The organism is Burkholderia sp. HAN2018 (assembly GCF_024704855.1).
In the GTDB taxonomy this organism is placed as follows: Bacteria; Pseudomonadota; Gammaproteobacteria; order Burkholderiales; family Burkholderiaceae; genus Burkholderia; species Burkholderia cepacia.
In genome coordinates, this window is record NZ_QOBB01000053.1 from 14,275 (window position 1) to 29,829 (window position 15,555).

General features: G+C 63.2%; 14 protein-coding genes. 7 read left to right on the forward strand and 7 right to left on the reverse strand.

The genetic code is table 11. The features are described 5' to 3' along the window. Positions 1 to 76 precede the first annotated feature (76 nt). Positions 77 to 1,162, forward strand: coding sequence for a tartrate dehydrogenase (locus tag DPV74_RS16065; protein ID WP_060194179.1), 1,086 nt, complete (start codon positions 77 to 79; stop codon positions 1,160 to 1,162). A gap of 497 nt (positions 1,163 to 1,659) precedes the next feature. On the opposite strand, the gene DPV74_RS16070 is transcribed toward DPV74_RS16065, so the two are convergent. Together DPV74_RS16070 and DPV74_RS16075 are read right to left on the reverse strand one after the other, a co-directional pair. Next, positions 1,660 to 2,139, reverse strand: coding sequence for a nuclear transport factor 2 family protein (locus DPV74_RS16070; RefSeq protein WP_119337564.1), 480 nt, complete (start codon positions 2,137 to 2,139; stop codon positions 1,660 to 1,662). Between the two features lie 63 nt (positions 2,140 to 2,202). Then, a complete protein-coding gene (locus DPV74_RS16075) occupies positions 2,203 to 2,808 on the reverse strand; it encodes a TetR/AcrR family transcriptional regulator (RefSeq protein WP_059495295.1) in 606 nt (201 codons plus the stop codon). Between the two features lie 183 nt (positions 2,809 to 2,991). Between DPV74_RS16075 and DPV74_RS16080 the strand changes: the two genes are divergently transcribed. Both DPV74_RS16080 and DPV74_RS16085 read left to right on the forward strand, forming a co-directional pair. Next, positions 2,992 to 3,630: a GNAT family N-acetyltransferase gene (locus DPV74_RS16080; protein WP_119337565.1), complete on the forward strand. Its 639-nt coding sequence runs from the start codon at positions 2,992 to 2,994 to the stop codon at positions 3,628 to 3,630. Then, complete coding sequence (locus DPV74_RS16085; protein WP_027790195.1) at positions 3,627 to 4,043, forward strand: hypothetical protein; 417 nt, start codon at positions 3,627 to 3,629, stop codon at positions 4,041 to 4,043. The genes DPV74_RS16080 and DPV74_RS16085 overlap by 4 nt, the downstream gene beginning before the upstream one ends. A gap of 396 nt (positions 4,044 to 4,439) precedes the next feature. Here the strand turns inward: DPV74_RS16085 and tdh are convergent, their stop codons facing one another. After that, positions 4,440 to 5,468 carry an L-threonine 3-dehydrogenase gene (gene tdh, locus DPV74_RS16090; protein ID WP_021163717.1) on the reverse strand — a complete coding sequence of 343 codons (1,029 nt, stop codon included), beginning with the start codon at positions 5,466 to 5,468 and terminating at the stop codon, positions 4,440 to 4,442. A 13-nt stretch (positions 5,469 to 5,481) separates the two neighbouring features. After that, complete coding sequence (locus tag DPV74_RS16095) at positions 5,482 to 6,681, reverse strand: glycine C-acetyltransferase (protein ID WP_021163718.1); 1,200 nt, start codon at positions 6,679 to 6,681, stop codon at positions 5,482 to 5,484. Positions 6,682 to 6,842: 161 nt separating this feature from the next. Here DPV74_RS16095 and DPV74_RS16100 point away from each other — a divergent pair, with 161 nt between their 5' ends. The 3 genes from DPV74_RS16100 (at position 6,843) to DPV74_RS16110 (ending at position 9,106) form a co-directional block, all read left to right on the forward strand. Beyond that, positions 6,843 to 7,454 carry a helix-turn-helix domain-containing protein gene (locus DPV74_RS16100; protein WP_021163719.1) on the forward strand — a complete coding sequence of 204 codons (612 nt, stop codon included), beginning with the start codon at positions 6,843 to 6,845 and terminating at the stop codon, positions 7,452 to 7,454. 140 nt (positions 7,455 to 7,594) lie between these two features. Then, a complete protein-coding gene (locus tag DPV74_RS16105; RefSeq protein ID WP_021163720.1) occupies positions 7,595 to 7,972 on the forward strand; it encodes a DUF2471 family protein in 378 nt (125 codons plus the stop codon). A gap of 108 nt (positions 7,973 to 8,080) precedes the next feature. Then, positions 8,081 to 9,106, forward strand: a complete 1,026-nt coding sequence (locus DPV74_RS16110; RefSeq protein WP_060083908.1) for a tyrosine-type recombinase/integrase — start codon at positions 8,081 to 8,083, stop codon at positions 9,104 to 9,106. A gap of 136 nt (positions 9,107 to 9,242) precedes the next feature. Here the strand turns inward: DPV74_RS16110 and DPV74_RS16115 are convergent, their stop codons facing one another. Continuing rightward, positions 9,243 to 10,424 (reverse strand): DNA-binding protein, encoded by a 1,182-nt coding sequence (locus DPV74_RS16115; protein WP_060083907.1) that lies wholly within the window; start codon positions 10,422 to 10,424, stop codon positions 9,243 to 9,245. Between the two features lie 1,822 nt (positions 10,425 to 12,246). Here DPV74_RS16115 and DPV74_RS16120 point away from each other — a divergent pair. After that, positions 12,247 to 13,614 carry a replication initiation protein gene (locus DPV74_RS16120; RefSeq protein ID WP_021163723.1) on the forward strand — a complete coding sequence of 456 codons (1,368 nt, stop codon included), beginning with the start codon at positions 12,247 to 12,249 and terminating at the stop codon, positions 13,612 to 13,614. A gap of 90 nt (positions 13,615 to 13,704) precedes the next feature. Here DPV74_RS16120 and DPV74_RS16125 read toward each other — a convergent pair whose 3' ends face one another. Next, positions 13,705 to 14,766 (reverse strand): ParB/RepB/Spo0J family partition protein, encoded by a 1,062-nt coding sequence (locus tag DPV74_RS16125; RefSeq protein ID WP_021163724.1) that lies wholly within the window; start codon positions 14,764 to 14,766, stop codon positions 13,705 to 13,707. 23 nt (positions 14,767 to 14,789) lie between these two features. Then, positions 14,790 to 15,452 carry a ParA family partition ATPase gene (gene parA, locus DPV74_RS16130; protein ID WP_027790199.1) on the reverse strand — a complete coding sequence of 221 codons (663 nt, stop codon included), beginning with the start codon at positions 15,450 to 15,452 and terminating at the stop codon, positions 14,790 to 14,792. Between the last annotated feature and the right edge of the window lie 103 nt (positions 15,453 to 15,555).

The window sequence follows — 15,555 nt, forward strand, 5'->3', positions numbered from 1 at the left end:
CAGATGGAAATAAATAGAATGACGTGACGCGCCGCTGCCTCTCCCCGCGGCCAGCCCACCAGCCAAGGAGCTTTGCATGACCGACAGGACCTACAGAATTGCCGTGATCCCCGGCGACGGCATCGGCCGTGAAGTGATGCCCGAGGGCCTGCGCGCACTCGACGCCGTGACCGCGCGCTTCGGCATCCGCTTCGACTTCGTCCAGATCGACTGGGCGAGCTGCGACTACTACGCACAGCACGGCAAGATGATGCCGGACGACTGGAAGGCGCAGCTCTCGGACATGGACGCAATCCTGTTCGGCGCGGTCGGCTGGCCCGCGACGGTGCCCGATCACGTTTCGCTGTGGGGCTCGCTGCTGAAATTCCGCCGCGAATTCGACCAGTACATCAACCTGCGGCCCGCGCGCCTGTTCGACGGCGTGCCGTCGCCGCTCGCCGGCCGCCGCGCGGGCGACATCGACTTCATGATCGTGCGCGAAAACACCGAGGGCGAGTATTCGTCGGTCGGCGGCACGATGTTCGAAGGCACCGATCGCGAGATCGTGATGCAGCAGGCGATCTTCACGCGTCACGGCACCGAGCGCGTGCTGAAATTCGCGTTCGAACTCGCGCAGCGGCGCGCGAAGCGCCTCACCGTCGCGACCAAGAGCAACGGCATCGCGATCAGCATGCCGTGGTGGGACGCGCGCACGGCCGAGATGGCCGAACGCTATCCCGACATCGCCGTCGACAAGCAGCACATCGACATCCTGTGCGCGCGTTTCGTGCTGCAGCCGGACCGCTTCGACGTCGTCGTCGCGTCGAACCTGTTCGGCGACATCCTGTCGGATCTCGGGCCCGCGTGTACGGGCACGATCGGCATCGCGCCGTCGGCGAACCTGAACCCCGACCGCACGTTTCCGTCGCTGTTCGAACCCGTGCACGGCTCCGCGCCCGACATCACGGGGCAATACATCGCGAACCCGGTCGCGATGATCTGGTCGGCGGCCCTGATGCTCGACTTCCTCGGCAACGGCGCAGGCCGCGAACGCGAAGCGCACGATGCGATCGTCGCCGCGATCGAGGACGTGCTGCGCACGGGGCCGCATACGCGCGATCTCGGCGGCAACGCGAGGACACAGGAAGTGGGCGAGGCGATCGCCGCGCGCATCGCGGGCTGACGATCAGGCCCGGCGCAATCGCAATCACACGCGCCGGGCAAAGGCTGCACGCATCGATATGCGGTAAGTTGCACGCCATGCGTTTGCGCACGCGTGCGAATTCCTGCGCCTGCCTGGTGAAGTCGAGCGGTGAGCAACGTCGCACCGCAACGCGCACGGCACGCGCTATCAGGCGTCGACGTCGATACAATCGGTGAGTTGCACGCCACACGCGTGCACACCGATCGTCAAACCGCTACCGGCCCCGATCGATCAGTGAGATGCATCGCGTGGTGAAGCACACCGTTGCAAACCGATACGCGCATCACGAGATCCCTACGTGCATGACATGTCCGCTTTGCCCGGGACGATGCCGCGTCGAACGGCTCGAAGCACACAGTCCGACGCGACATTTCCCCTCGTCCCGAAAAACCTCACCTTCAGCGCATCGACTCCCGAATTTCCTCACCGTTGAAGCCCGGCGATGCGTTCGCCGGTTCGTCGAGTCGACACGCGCGTCACAGGCCGAGATCGGACAGCCCGGGATGATCGTCCGGACGACGACCGAGCGGCCAGTGATAGAGACGATCCTGCTCGCGAATCGGCAGGTCGTTGATACTCGCGTGACGATGCGCCATCAGCCCGTTTTCGTCGAACTCCCAGTTTTCGTTGCCGTACGAACGGAACCAGTTGCCGGCATCGTCATGCCATTCGTACGCAAAGCGCACCGCGATGCGATTGCCGTCGAATGCCCACAGCTCCTTGATCAGCCGGTAGTCGAGCTCGCGCGCCCACTTGCGCTGCAGCAGCCCGACGATCTCGTCGCGGCCGGTCACGAATTCCGCACGATTGCGCCATCGGCTTTGCGGCGTATAGGCCAGCGACACGCGCTTCGGGTCGCGCGTGTTCCACGCGTCCTCGGCGGCGCGCACTTTCTGGCGCGCCGTTTCGAGCGTGAAGGGCGGAACGGGCGGACGGACTTCGAGGGAAGCGGACATGGGTTGCTCCTGTTCAGGTTCTGGCCACGGACGACCGCGGCCGGTTCGGATTCGCTGCTTCGACTACCGTGATACCGCGTCGAGCAGCAGTTCGGCCGTCGCGCGCGCATCGCGCGCGGCGTTTGCATCACCGCTGACGAGCGCCACGCCGATTGCGCCGTCGATCAGCACGAGCCACTGACGCGCGACGCGCGCGAGCCCGCGGCGCTCGATGCCGGTTTCATCGGCATACGCATCGAACCGCTCACGCACGAACGCCAGCAAGCGCGCCTTGTGCGCGCGTGCGACGACGCGCACCGGATCGTCGGCATCGGGGATCTCGCCCGATGCGTTGAGGAACGCGCAACCGTGAAAGTCGGGTTGCCCGAACCAGTCGCGCAGTACGTCGAACATGCCGAGCAACTGAACGCGCGGTGCCTTGCCACGCGCCAGCGTCGCGTCGACGAACCAGCGCATCCAGCGCTCGTCGCGACGTTCGAGCGCGGCCAGCACCAGCGCCTCTTTCGATTCGAAATGCGAATAAAAGCTCTTTCGCGCCGCGCCGGATCGCTTGACGATCGCATCGACACCGGTTGCATGGATGCCGCCCGAGTAGATCAGCGCTTCGGCTGCATCGAGCAGCCGGTCGCGAACGCCCGGTTCGCCGGAAGGGTCGTGATGTGTGTTCATGGGTTTACGGTAGAACGATCGTTCTCCACCGTCAACACCCGGATGAAAAAGCCCTGCTGGCGGGAGGGCTGAATCGCAACCTGGCCGCGCGATGCAAGTCCGCCGCGTTTACGACATTTTTTCTTGAAGCGGACGCGCGACGCTCACTACACTTCGGTCACCCTGTCTGGGCGAAAGGACATCATGCAGCGACCGGAATCCGCGCGCCCCGCGCGCGCCTATGCGGCTTATGCCAAGCGGCTCGATGGCCGCATCGTCGTGCGGCGCTTCGACCCGCGCAACGATTCGTACGACACGTTGACCGCGCTGCTGCATCGCGCCTTCGCACCGCTCGGCGCACTGGGCTTCAACTGCCCGTGCGTCGATCAGCCGGCCTCGGCGACACGCGAACGCGTACTCACCGGCGAGTGCTTCGTTGCGCTCGGCAACGCGCACCTGGTCGCGACGATGACGATGCGTTCGCACGATCCCGATTCCCGCTGCGATCCATACCGCAGCCGGCACGTCGCGACGCTCGGCCAGCTGGCCGTCGATCCCGTCTGGCAGGATCGCGGCATCGGCCGATCGCTGCTCGCATTCGCGCAACGGCGGGCCGCCGCGCGCGGCGCGACGCACCTGGCGCTCGACGCACCTTACGCGGCGGTCCGGCTCATCGATTTCTATCGTCGCGAAGGATTTCAACCGGTCGACGTGATGCGCTTTCCGGGGCACAACTACGACAGCACGATCCTGTGCAAATCGGTCTGCGTCACGAGCGGTCGCATCGTTGCCGGTGATACGACGCAGATCGACATTGCACGACCTGTCGGTGCCGCGTCGTGAAACACGACATGCCGAAGCGCGAAGGCGGCGACGATCGCACCCGGCTCGCCGTCCGGCAGGCACGCGTGCGCGCTGCACTGCGGCTGCGTGGCGTGTTGAAGCTGACGATCGTCACGATCGCGGTCGCGCACGTGCTGGCATTCGTGTTCGACAGCCTGCTGGTCGTGGCCGGTTTCGCGCCGGATGCCGCAGCGGTGCTGCTGTTCCGTTTCGTGACGTGCGCGCTGGTCAGCTTCTGGCTGCAAGCGGATGCGTTGCGCGCATATCAATACGCGGCACAACACGGGTTCGTCACCGCGCCCGGAGTGCACGGCGGCCCGGTCGACGTTGCACCGCAGTGTCCGAAACGCTGGCTCGTCGTGTTGAGTCTTCAGCTCGATCCGCGCGGGTTGAACGGTGAACGGATCAAGTAGCCGTCGGCGCACCGATCGACGTCGATCGATATCGAATGGTTTCACGCATGAGTGAGTCGCAACGATGCGCGCGGGCTCACGGTTGACGCCACGGTTCGGCACGACATCGCATGCGGTTGCATGACGAGCGATCGCGCGGCAAGGCAAGCGGGGAAGTGTCTGGAAGGGGAGAGCAGGTGCCAGACGGCGTGAGGGCGGAAAGCGACGCGGCTTCCGTCAGGTGAAATGAACGTGCTACCGCAGTTCACCGATGCGCAATCGTGTCGCGATTCGGCGCGCCAACACAGCTCCCGAATAATCTCACCTTGAGCCTGGACTCGCGCGTTTCGGCCTCGGAAACGCAGACGTAAACGAAAGCGGGGCAGGCGGCGAACACGCAGCACTGCCCCGCGGCACTCAGGCCGTCCAGTCGAGAATCACCTTGCCGCTCTCGCCGGACAGCATCGCGGCAAAGCCTTTCTCGTAATCGTCGGCCGCGAAGCGATGCGTGATGATCGGCGACAGGTCGAGGCCGCTTTGCAGCATCGCGACCATCTTGTACCAGGTCTCGAACATCTCGCGGCCGTAGATGCCCTTGATCTCGAGCCCCTTGAAGATCACCTGGTTCCAGTCGATCGCCGTCTGCGCGGGCGGAATGCCGAGCAGCGCGACCTTGCCGCCGTGGTTCATCGCCTCGAGCATGCTCGTGAACGCGCTCGGCACACCCGACATTTCGAGGCCGACGTCGAAGCCTTCGGTCATGTGCAGGTCGGTCATCACGTCGCGCAACGACTCGCGCGCGACGTTGACCGCACGCGTCGCGCCCATCTTGCGCGCGAGTTCCAGCCGGTAGTCGTTGATGTCGGTGATGACAACGTTGCGCGCGCCGACGTGCTTCGCGATCGCTACAGCCATGATGCCGATCGGGCCCGCGCCGGTGATCAGCACGTCTTCGCCGACGAGGTTGAACGACAGCGCCGTATGCGTCGCGTTGCCGAACGGATCGAAGATCGACGCGAGATCGTCGGAGATCTCGGGCGGGATCTTGAACGCGTTGAATGCCGGAATCGCCAGATACTCGGCGAACGCGCCTTCGCGGTTCACGCCGACGCCGACCGTGTTGCGGCACAGATGCCGGCGCCCCGCGCGACAGTTGCGGCAGAAGCCGCACGTGATGTGGCCTTCGCCGGACACGCGATCGCCGATCGCGAAGCCGCGCACTTCCTGCCCCATCTCGACGATCTCGCCGACATATTCGTGACCGACGTGCATCGGCACGGGAATCGTCTTCTGCGCCCAGTCGTCCCACTTCCAGATATGGATGTCGGTGCCGCAGATCGCCGTGCGGCGGATCTTGATCAGCACGTCGTTGTGGCCGACTTCGGGACGCTTCACGCGCGTAAGCGTGAGGCCGGGGCCGCGTTCGAGCTTTGCCAGTGCTTTCATGGTCACGCCTCCGTCAGATCACGCCGAGCGACTTGCCGACGCGCACGAACGCGGCGACCGTCTGGTCGATCTGTTCAGGCGTATGCGCGGCGCTCATCTGCGTGCGGATGCGGGCGCGGCCGCGCGGCACGACGGGGAACGAGAAGCCGATCACGTAGACGCCTTCGCCGAGCAGCTTGTCGGCCATGTTCGTCGCGAGCTGCGCATCGCCGAGCATCACCGGGATGATCGGATGCGCACCCGGCACGAGCGTGAAACCGGCTTCGGTCATCTGCTTGCGAAACCGCGCGCCGTTCTCGCGCACGCGCTCGCGCAGCTTCGCGCCTTCGTCGCTGCCGAGCAGTTCCAGCACCTTCAGCGATGCCGCGGCGATGCTCGGCGTAAGCGTGTTCGAGAAGAGATACGGGCGCGAGCGCTGGCGCAGCAGCTCGACGACTTCGCGACGCGCGGCGACATAGCCGCCCGATGCGCCGCCGAGCGCCTTGCCGAGCGTACCCGTGATGATGTCGACGCGGCCCTCGACGCCGCAGTGCTCGGGCGTGCCGCGGCCGTGCGTGCCGATGAAGCCGACCGCATGCGAATCGTCGACCATCACGAGCGCGCCGTAGCGATCGGCGAGATCGCAGATGCCTTTCAGGTCGGCGATGATGCCGTCCATCGAGAACACGCCGTCGGTCGCGATCAGCTTGTGGCGCGCGCCCGCTGCATCGGCTTCCTTCAGCTTCGCCTCGAGGTCGGACAGGTCGTTGTTCTTGTAGCGGAAACGCTTCGCCTTGCAGAGGCGGATGCCGTCGATGATGCTCGCGTGGTTCAGCTCGTCGCTGATCACCGCGTCGTTCTCGTCGAGCAGCGTCTCGAACAGCCCGCCGTTCGCATCGAAGCAGCTCGAATAGAGGATGCTGTCCTCGGTGCCGAGAAAGGCGGCCAGCGCGCTTTCCAGTTGCTTGTGCACGGTTTGCGTGCCGCAGATGAAGCGCACCGATGCCATGCCGAAGCCGTCCTGGTCGAGGCCGGCCTTCGCCGCGTCGATCAGGCGCGGATCGTTCGCCAGGCCCAGGTAGTTGTTCGCGCAGAAATTGAGCACGCCGGCACCGCCGGCGAGCCGCACGGCTGCCGCCTGAGGACTCGCGATCTCGCGCTCGGTCTTGTAAAAACCGTCCGCGCGGATCTGGTCCAGCGTCCCGCGCACCTGGGCGAGAAAGGCATCACGCATCGCAAAGCTCCTGACAGGGTTTCGCATTTCGCAACGCGCCACTCGTGGCGGCGGCGCAACGGCCTGCTACTGTTATAGTCGGTCGTTCGGTTGACCGCATTTATCCGATATTCCGAACTAGAATTCGAAATATCGAACAACTCTAAGCGAACGGAATCCAAATGGCAAGTTCCTCCGGTTCGCGGCGCACGCCTGCCAGCGCCGCACCGCAACCGCCGGCCGCCACGCCGCCGCGTGTCGGCGAGCAGATCCAGCGGCTGCGCAACGAACGCAAGCTGACACTCGACGACCTGTCGCGCGCAGCCGGCGTATCGAAATCGATGCTCTCCGAGATCGAACGCGACAAGGCCAACCCGACGATCGCCGTGGCGTGGCGGCTGACGAACGCACTCGGCATCACGCTCGACGAGCTGTTCTCGCAACCGAAGGCGCCCGAGACTATCCGCGTCGACGGCCCGCACGACATTCCGACACTCGCCGGCCATGACGGCCGATACCAGTTGCGCGTGTGGGGCCCGATCGACCTCGCCGGCAAGTTCGAGTGGTACGAGCTGACGCTGCCGGGCGGCGGCGCACTGATATCGAACGCCCACGAGCCCGGCACGCGCGAGCACCTCACCGTGCTGCAGGGCGCGATGGAAATCGAAGCCGCGGCGGCAAGCCGGCGCCTGAAGGTAGGCGACACCGCGCGCTACCCGGCCGACGAGCCGCACGCGATCCGCAATCCCGGCAAGGCCGAGGCGCGGGCACTGCTGATCGTGATACACCGCTGACGGCGCGGATAGCCGGCCGAAAGGCCGATTGCAGGCCAGTTGCGGAAAATACTGTATGTTTGTACAGTATACGGACATTCCGCCATGCATGGGCTGGAGCCGGCGCACCGAGGCGCCTGCCCGGTCGACAGGAGCCTGCAATGACAGAAGAACAAGATTTGGCCGCGCTCAGCTTCAAGGCTGCCGCGCACGACCTCGAGCTGATCGTTCGCCATATCGCCGGGCGTTATATCCGCCAGCGCGTCCCGCTGACGTGGCGCCTGCTGCATGCGATCGAAGCCGAGGCGCTTGCCGATCTCGGCTTTGCCAGCCGGCACGAGGCCGGCATGCGTCAATTGTTCGAACGGCCGTCGGACATGACGTTTCCCGAAACGGACGATCCGATCGACTTCGGGCGCTCGAACGCGCTACCCGCCGTATTTTCGTTCGCGGTTCTGGCATACGAAGCCGCGTCAACCTCGAACGACACCGCGCCTCGCGAGCGGGCTCACCGCCCGTCCAAGGCGTGGGGCGACTGACTGCCCCCCAGGCCGCCACGCGTGGCGGCCTTGTCCTGCCCCTTGCCTCTTGATGCCCGAGACGTTGCGGAAAGGGCTACCATACACGCAACTAACGGAAAAAATCACATGTCCCTTCCCGCCTCTCCCGACATACCGGCACGCCCGGAAGAAATGGATCTGTTCGACCGCGGCGCGTCCGACTGGATCCTCTCTCCCGAAGCTGCATTCGATGCATGGCTCGCCATGCAGGACTATCGTCGCTCATCGGCCGACGTCTATCGCGCGCAATGGGGCGCGTTTCTCACGTGGCTGCGTACGCACCAGAAGAATCTGGCGACGGTCGATACGGCAACCATCGCGAATTTCGTCGGCGAACTCCCGATCCGGAAAACCCAGCGAATGCGCTATCTTCGGCTGATCGAGCGCGTGCTCGACCATATCCGGCGCACCGAATACGCGTCGACCAACCCGGCCCGGTTCATTGCTCAGGATGGCGAAGCGAACTGGCGCAAGGCTCGCGACAACGAACCTACCGGTTTCCTCACGCCGGCCGAGCGCGCGACGTTGCTCACGTACCTGTTTTCGCCGATCGGCGTATCCGGTTCCGCGTACTGGAAAGAGCGGCGCGACCGCGCGCTCGTTGCCGCGTTTCTCGGCGCCGGCATTAAAACCGGCGAAGCTCGTGCACTTACAATTAGTTGCATCAACACGGCTGGAACCTCGCTGCAGATCGAGTCGACGCACCCTGATTTCGCGCGCGAAACCCATCTGGCGTCGTTCGCGATCGCCCTGCTCGAAGCGTGGCTCACCGAACGCAAGCGCCAGGAGATTCCCGGTGAACTCGTGTTCCCCGCATCCCATGCCGGGCGGCCGATGCACAAGGCGACGATGCTGCGCGCCATCGATGCGATCGTCGAATCCGCCGGGCTCACGTCGTCACGCACCGCACGCGCCAGCCCGCAAACCCTGCGTAATACCTACGCGGCCGAACTGTTCGAACACGACGTGCCGCCCGAACGAGTCGGCAAATGGCTGGGCTTCATGCGACCGATCTCGTCGAACCGCCTGCATCGCGCATGGAAGAACTGGCGCGACGGTCTGGCCGACAACAATGCCGACGGTGACGCGTCGGGCATCGACGAAACTCACTGATCCCCCAACAGCTGCTCACGCCAAGCGATCCGTGAGCAGCCTTGTGCGGCACAGCCTCACCGTTCAATCGCTCCCGAAAAACCTCACCTCAAGCTCCCCGGATCGTCTCACCTGTGCAGTGCCGCCGCCCATTGCGTCACGTGCGCACAAAGCGGGCAACGGCTTCCAATCGGGATGGCCATGCGCCCGAAGCGTGTTCGCACTCGGGGCAGGCCACTTCAAAACCCTCTTTTCCGTGTGACAGCTCGGGCTCACCGTCGCAATGCGGACAATGGGCCGGTACCGGAGTCTCTTGATCCAGTGAGGTGCCGATCGCGGCAAACGCCTCCGCATCCAGTTGCCCGGCATCAGCCAGGCGGCGGATCAGCGCGGCGATTTCCGGATTCATTCCGCGGCTCGCGCGCAGCAAACTCACATCGCGCGTCGCGCGTTCCAGTTCATCTCCCTGGCTGCGCAACTGTTCTTCGAGCCGGTCTGCGCGCGCCTTGGCCGCACTCAATTGCTGCAGGAAATCGAATTCCTTGCGCTGAACGTCGCGTAAGCCGTTCTGGTAGGTCGACGCCGTGCTGCGCAACGAATCCAGCTCGACCAGCATCGGCTTGACGCGGCGTTCGGCTTCGGCCACCGCGTCCTTGATTTGCTGCGCGTAGTGCTCGGTGCGCTGCTGAAGTTCGGCTTGAAGCGCATCGATGCGGTCGCGCAGCGTGGCGTTCTGCGCCTGCTCGGCTTCGATACGGCCGGCCGCCGCAGCCAGCTCCTTCTCCAGTCGAGCGACTGTGGTGAGTAACGTCGCTTCGCTTGCTGAACCGTGCGTCGTTTGCGATGCGAGCTGGACTTCGAGCTCGGTCACGCGCGCCTGCAATTGCTCGTTTTTCGCTTCGCCACGTGCGAGCGCGCCTTCGAGCGTCTCCTGGCGGACGATTGCGTCGCGCAACCGTTGTTCGGCGTCGGCCACGCCGGCGCGGACCTGTTCGCGATCGCCATCGAGGCTGTCTCGCGCGGCTTTCAACGCTTCTTCATAGAGTGCCCCGAGCAACGCGCCGGCTTTTTCCTCGACGGCTTTCGGAATTGCGGCACCGTCGAGCCTGACCTTGGAGGCGGAACGGATGCGCTCCCAGAAATGGTCGATGTCTTTCGGGATATCGCTGGCGCTGCCGGTCTGGGTGAGATCGCGGACGTTGGCAGCCGACGGCCGGATGCCAAGATCGAAGAACAACCGCTTGCATGCATGCAGCGACAATTCCTGCCGTCGCGCACCTCTTGCACGCAGCGATTCCAGTTCGTCTCGAATGGTTTGGCGTATTTCGTCGAGGGTCATCGCTGTGCTCACAGACATCGAAGTGTGGCAATCATAACGAAATACGTACTTATCGATACTTGTTTCGGCTCAGCGTTGTGAATTTACGTCGCTTCGCACAGAAATCGGATCTGTGAGCCGATCTGGGCGACTGTGGTCCAGAATTCCGTGAAACAAAGCGAAGAAAGTTAGCCAAGTCCTTGTCGTGCAAGCGTTTTTCTGTCGATCCCGAATTTCGGCATTTGTTTCACATGACAACGGCTCCGGTTACCTGTCGGTGTTCAGGGGTTGGGGTGTCTGTGGAAAACTCTGCAGCCGATGTCTTGAGAGTATTAGAAGTAAACACCCTTGAACCCTTAGTTAAAAACGTTAACGCCACGGCACAGCCTTATGCTGCAAGGCTTTCAGGCCGACAAGGTGAAGTTTTACGGGAGCCAAGGTGATCTTCTGCGGGAGCTGAAGTGATGGGGTTCAGGGAGCTGCGTGAGCCGTTGCGGGAAAGGTCGTGAGCGGATTCGGGATCACAGTGAAACACGAGATTTCCCAAAGGTGAGGCTTTTCGGGGCCTCACAGCCACAGAACCCGCGCTGTGCCTGACTGCACAGTTTTCTGCCTGTGCAGACATGGGTGAGAATTTGCGGGACCTTCTTTGTGCCCCGATTCTGCCCATCTTTTAGGCAGTTTCTGTGAAAGGTGAGGTTTCACGGGACTCCACGGGTGTTTGGTGTGAGGGTTTCCGGGAAAGGGACGCCATTTTGCACAGCAAAAGTGCTCTCGTGGGCCTGTGATGCACTAAAGGTGAGGTTTTTCGGGAGGGAAATCCGGGTTTTCCTGCCCGGATCCCGCTGAGGTGAGCTTTTTCGGGGCATGGATCACAGACTGTGATTCGGGCCACAGGTGAGCCTTTCCGGGAATGGAATTTGCCCGAAAAATGGTCAAAGGTGAGTGTTTTCGGGATCCGTGGACGGCCGAATTGGCCGAAAAGCCCGCCAGGACTGGAAGAAATCTCGTTTTTGCTGTGCCTCTTTTTGGCACAGGTGAGATTTTCCGGGGGGCGACATACCGTTGTCGTATGAAGGATTTCCGTCGAAAGGTGAGGCTTTTCGGGGGATGTCGGTGGCGCACAGCCAAATGCCTTCTGTGCATAAGTATCGGAAGGCATTGAGGTTTTTGATACCGCGTCGGTTACGGTGAGGTTTTTCGGGAGCCATTTCCGTGCCAGAAGTGGCACAGCGATTTTTCGGTAAGGTGAGCGTTTTCGGGAGGCTCTGATGGCGGATCCCGCGCGTGCCGGGCATTCGTCGGCAGTCAGATGAATGAACATGCTGTGCTCAAGGTGAGTTTTTTCGGGACCCGATACGGTTTGTGCGCTGTACAATGCGCGCCCGGGCCGACACAGCAGGTTCGTTCGGGTCCCGCGGGCCGGTTTGGCGGGCGTCTTCCGGGGCGGCGAACCCGATCACGATCGCCCGGAGAGTCGCGTCTGTACATGCATACAGGCCTGAACGGGTCGTATCGGGAAGTGCGATGAGGTGGGATCGCAACCCTGTGCCGAACTCACGGCAGCGCAGTCGTAAAATTACGACAAATCGAAAGGTGAGCCGATACGGGAGTGCATTTCGCACGTTCCGGGCACAGGTGAAATTCTGTGAATCGGCGCATCCCGCAGCACGTCTGGACGAGTCCGGAACGCTGCAAATCCGGACCGGTGAGGATTTTCGGGAGCGCCTGGGGTGAGTGCCGTTTTACACGCGCACTTCACCCGCTATGGTGAGCATGTCGTTCTGGACGCACTTCACCGCAGACGCTATCCTTCCGGAAAACTTCTCCTCCGACCCGACGTATGGCCACGACGAAGCGCGCCAAGAAAACCGATGTGGATGTGGTGAGTGCCAGTTCAGCCGAATTGCGTAAGGCCGTCGAGGCGATCGCAATTCAGCCGAAGAGCGGCAAGATCACGCTCCTCACTCGCAAGCTGTTCAATGTCCTGCTGGCCGTGGCGCAGCAGGCCGACGACTCGGGCGATACATATCGCGCGCTGCTCTCGGACATCGTCGCCAACTCCGCTTTCGATTCGAACGACACCGCGCTGGTGAAGGAACACCTGCGCCGCATGGTGTCGGTGCAGGTCGAATGGAGCACGGGGACGTCGAGCCAGAAGCCGGGACGCAAGTGGGGGATCTCGACGCTGATCGCCGACGCCGAAATTCTCGAGGATCCGGCGACCCGCCGCGTGTGGGTCGAATTCTCGTTCGCGCCGAAGATCAAGAAAAAGCTGCTCGACCCGGTCCAGTACGCGCGCCTGAGCCTGCAGTTCCAGAGCCAGCTGCGCAGCAGCGCCGGCCTCGCGCTGTACGAAATCTGCGTGCGCTACCTGACGAACCCGAGCCACCTGACGATGCGTGAGCCGTGGGAGTGGTGGCGGCCGATCCTGTCGGGCACGCCCGACACGGAAGCCGGCGACGAAGCGAAGCGCGAGTACAAGTACTTCAAGCGCGACTATCTGCGTCCCGCGATCGCGGAAGTCAACGCGGTCACCAACATCTTCGTCGAGCTGATCGAACACCGTGAAGGGCGTCGGGTCGCGGAGATCCAGTTCCGTGTGACCGAGCGCAAGCAGCCGATGCTCGCGCTCGACGAACATCCGAACGTGTTCGACAGCACGCTGGTCGACCGGATGGTGAAGATCGGGATCCCGCTGAAGGAAGCGCAGACGCTCTATGCGGACAGCGAGGAAAACCGCATTCGTGCCGCGCTGCAGATGACCGAGCAGCGGATGCGCAGCACGACGCTGCCGCCGGTGCGCAGCGCGCCGGCGTTGTTCAAGGATGCGCTGAAGAAGGGTTATGCGCCGCCGGTCGAATCGGTCGACGCGCTGCCTGCCGGCACGCCGCCTGCGAAGATTGCGGCGGCCCAGCCGGACGATCTGAAGGCACGCCTGTTGAGCGAGTTCGCTGCGTTCCGCCGCAAGGAAGCGAAGGTGCTGTACGAAGAGCAGGGCGACGCCGAGCGCGAAGTGGCGCGCGAGTCGTTCGAGTCGGAGGCGCTGCCGACGATGGGCACCCATCTGCGCGACGACTGGCGCAAGCGCGGCCTCGATTCCAAGCTGGCCGAGACGGCCTTTTTCGACTGGCTGGCTCAGAAGACCTGGGGCGAGCCGACGGACGGCGACCTGCTGTCGTTCACGCTGAACCAGTCGCGGGCCGCCTGAGGCCCGCTCAGGCCCGCTGACGGGCCGCCGCCGGCCCCGCCCTCGGTTGGCGGGCCCGGCATCTTCACCAGGCCCAACCGGCCGTTTCCGTCACTCCGACAACAGCATCCGCTCGAGCTGCTCGAGGATCGCGTCGCGCTTGTCCTTCGGGAGGCCGCGCAGGCGCAGTTCGATGCGATCTTCGCCATACGACTTCAGGTCGCCGACCGACTTGCCGCCAAGCTTGATCTCGAGACGCTGCGCATAGCGCTGACGGCCGGCAGCCTTCGGCGTTTCCTGCGCCGCGACGCGGCCCTTGACGATGTCCGACACCTGGCGCGTGCTGAGATCGTCCGACACGATCTTGTTGATCAGCCGCAGCGTGGCCTCGGTGCCGCGCGCATTGTGATAGCGGCCGACCTGATACGCCATGTTTGAACCGAAGCGATCGGGGCGCGCGACCATTTCCTGCATGATCGCTTCCGGCAGTTTGCCGATCGACAGGGCGACGGCCACCGTCGATTCGTCGAGGCCGAGGTGCTCGGAGAGTTCCTTCTGGCTCTGGAAATGCTTGTCGTCGAGGAAGCGGCGCCATACGACGGCGTTGTCGAACACCGTCTGCGAATCGCGCTGGACGTTGAGATCGTAGCCGAGCTTGTAGCTCTGGATGCCGATCGGCACGTCGATCACGATCGCCTTGACCGATTCCTTGTTGGCTTCCTTCAGCGCCCGCACGCGGCGGCCGCCATCGCTGACGAAATACGTGCCCGGATTGTCGTAATCCGGAATCACGTGGATCGCCTGCTGTTGCCCTTGCTTCGCGAGGTTGACCGCGAGTTCGGCAATCGACGATTTCAGATAGAAGTGCCGCGGATTGAACGGGCTATGCTTGATCGCCTTCAGCGACAGCTCGATCACCTGCCCGGGCGCATAGCGGTTCTCTAGACGCCACGCACGATATTGCGCCGATTCATCGATCGACGGATCGAGCGTGAGCTCGGGAGCGGGCTGCGGCGCGGTGTCTTTCTTCGCGGATTTGGTCGGCGCCGGGGTGGGGGTCTCGGACTTGACGATGCCGTCGATCGCATTGAGTCGATCGAGCGCCGTGCGCTTCTCGCTCGTCGTGATATCCGGGCGCGCTTGGAATCCTTTGGCAAATTGGGAGGGTTTCATGTGACTCCTTTGTGCGCATAAAGTCAGGGCAGCATGGCGACGATTTCGTCGGCGCATGCGCGAATTTCCGTGGCGGCCAGCTTGCCGCCACGATCGTTCATCTGCAGCACGGTCTGACCGAGCGCCATCGCCTGCTTGTACGCCTCCCGGGTCGGGATCTGCGTTTTCAGCAACGGGAAGCCGAGTTCCTCGAGCGCGCGCTTGAGCTCGCGGGTCAGCATGCGCTTCTCTTCGGTCTTGTTCAGCAGGAAGACTGCGCGGAGGTCTTCGTTCATGACCTGCGCCTGCTGGATCAGTTTGACCAGCCCAACGCTCGACCAGTAATCAGCCGGCGACGACGACGTCGGAATCACGGCAATCGATGCGGCCAGCAGGACGACACCCGACACTTTCTCGGTGATCGACGGCGGGCAGTCCACGACGATGATGTCGTAGTCGTTGATGAACTTCTTGATCTCGCGATGGATTTGGCCATCGGCTTCGGCAAGGTTGACGACCGGAAACGGGATGCCGTTTTCGCTGTCGCCGGATGCGCTCGACCAGTGAACCAGCGTGTTTTGACGGTCTGCGTCGATGACGAGGACGCGCTTCCCTTTTTCATGGAACGCGGCACCGAGGTGCATGGCAATCGTGCTTTTGCCGACGCCACCTTTTTGTTGAGTGACTGCAATGATTTCCGCGGCCAATTTTCACTCCTATTTTGGTCGTTGGAATTCTACAGGACGATATTTGAATTTCAATGAAATTGTCGTTCGACAACTACGCATTGGCCATTCGGGCTATCGGTTT

Coding starts and splice junctions, on each gene's coding strand:
- DPV74_RS16110 (WP_060083908.1), top strand. CDS start 8,081: ATGTCCCTTCCCGCCTCTCCCGACATACCGGCACGCCCGGAAGAAATG.
- DPV74_RS16100 (WP_021163719.1), top strand. CDS start 6,843: ATGGCAAGTTCCTCCGGTTCGCGGCGCACGCCTGCCAGCGCCGCACCG.
- DPV74_RS16115 (WP_060083907.1), bottom strand. CDS start 10,424: ATGACCCTCGACGAAATACGCCAAACCATTCGAGACGAACTGGAATCG.
- DPV74_RS16075 (WP_059495295.1), bottom strand. CDS start 2,808: ATGAACACACATCACGACCCTTCCGGCGAACCGGGCGTTCGCGACCGG.
- DPV74_RS16095 (WP_021163718.1), bottom strand. CDS start 6,681: ATGCGTGATGCCTTTCTCGCCCAGGTGCGCGGGACGCTGGACCAGATC.
- DPV74_RS16125 (WP_021163724.1), bottom strand. CDS start 14,766: ATGAAACCCTCCCAATTTGCCAAAGGATTCCAAGCGCGCCCGGATATC.
- DPV74_RS16105 (WP_021163720.1), top strand. CDS start 7,595: ATGACAGAAGAACAAGATTTGGCCGCGCTCAGCTTCAAGGCTGCCGCG.
- DPV74_RS16065 (WP_060194179.1), top strand. CDS start 77: ATGACCGACAGGACCTACAGAATTGCCGTGATCCCCGGCGACGGCATC.
- DPV74_RS16070 (WP_119337564.1), bottom strand. CDS start 2,139: ATGTCCGCTTCCCTCGAAGTCCGTCCGCCCGTTCCGCCCTTCACGCTC.
- DPV74_RS16080 (WP_119337565.1), top strand. CDS start 2,992: ATGCAGCGACCGGAATCCGCGCGCCCCGCGCGCGCCTATGCGGCTTAT.
- DPV74_RS16120 (WP_021163723.1), top strand. CDS start 12,247: ATGGCCACGACGAAGCGCGCCAAGAAAACCGATGTGGATGTGGTGAGT.
- tdh (WP_021163717.1), bottom strand. CDS start 5,468: ATGAAAGCACTGGCAAAGCTCGAACGCGGCCCCGGCCTCACGCTTACG.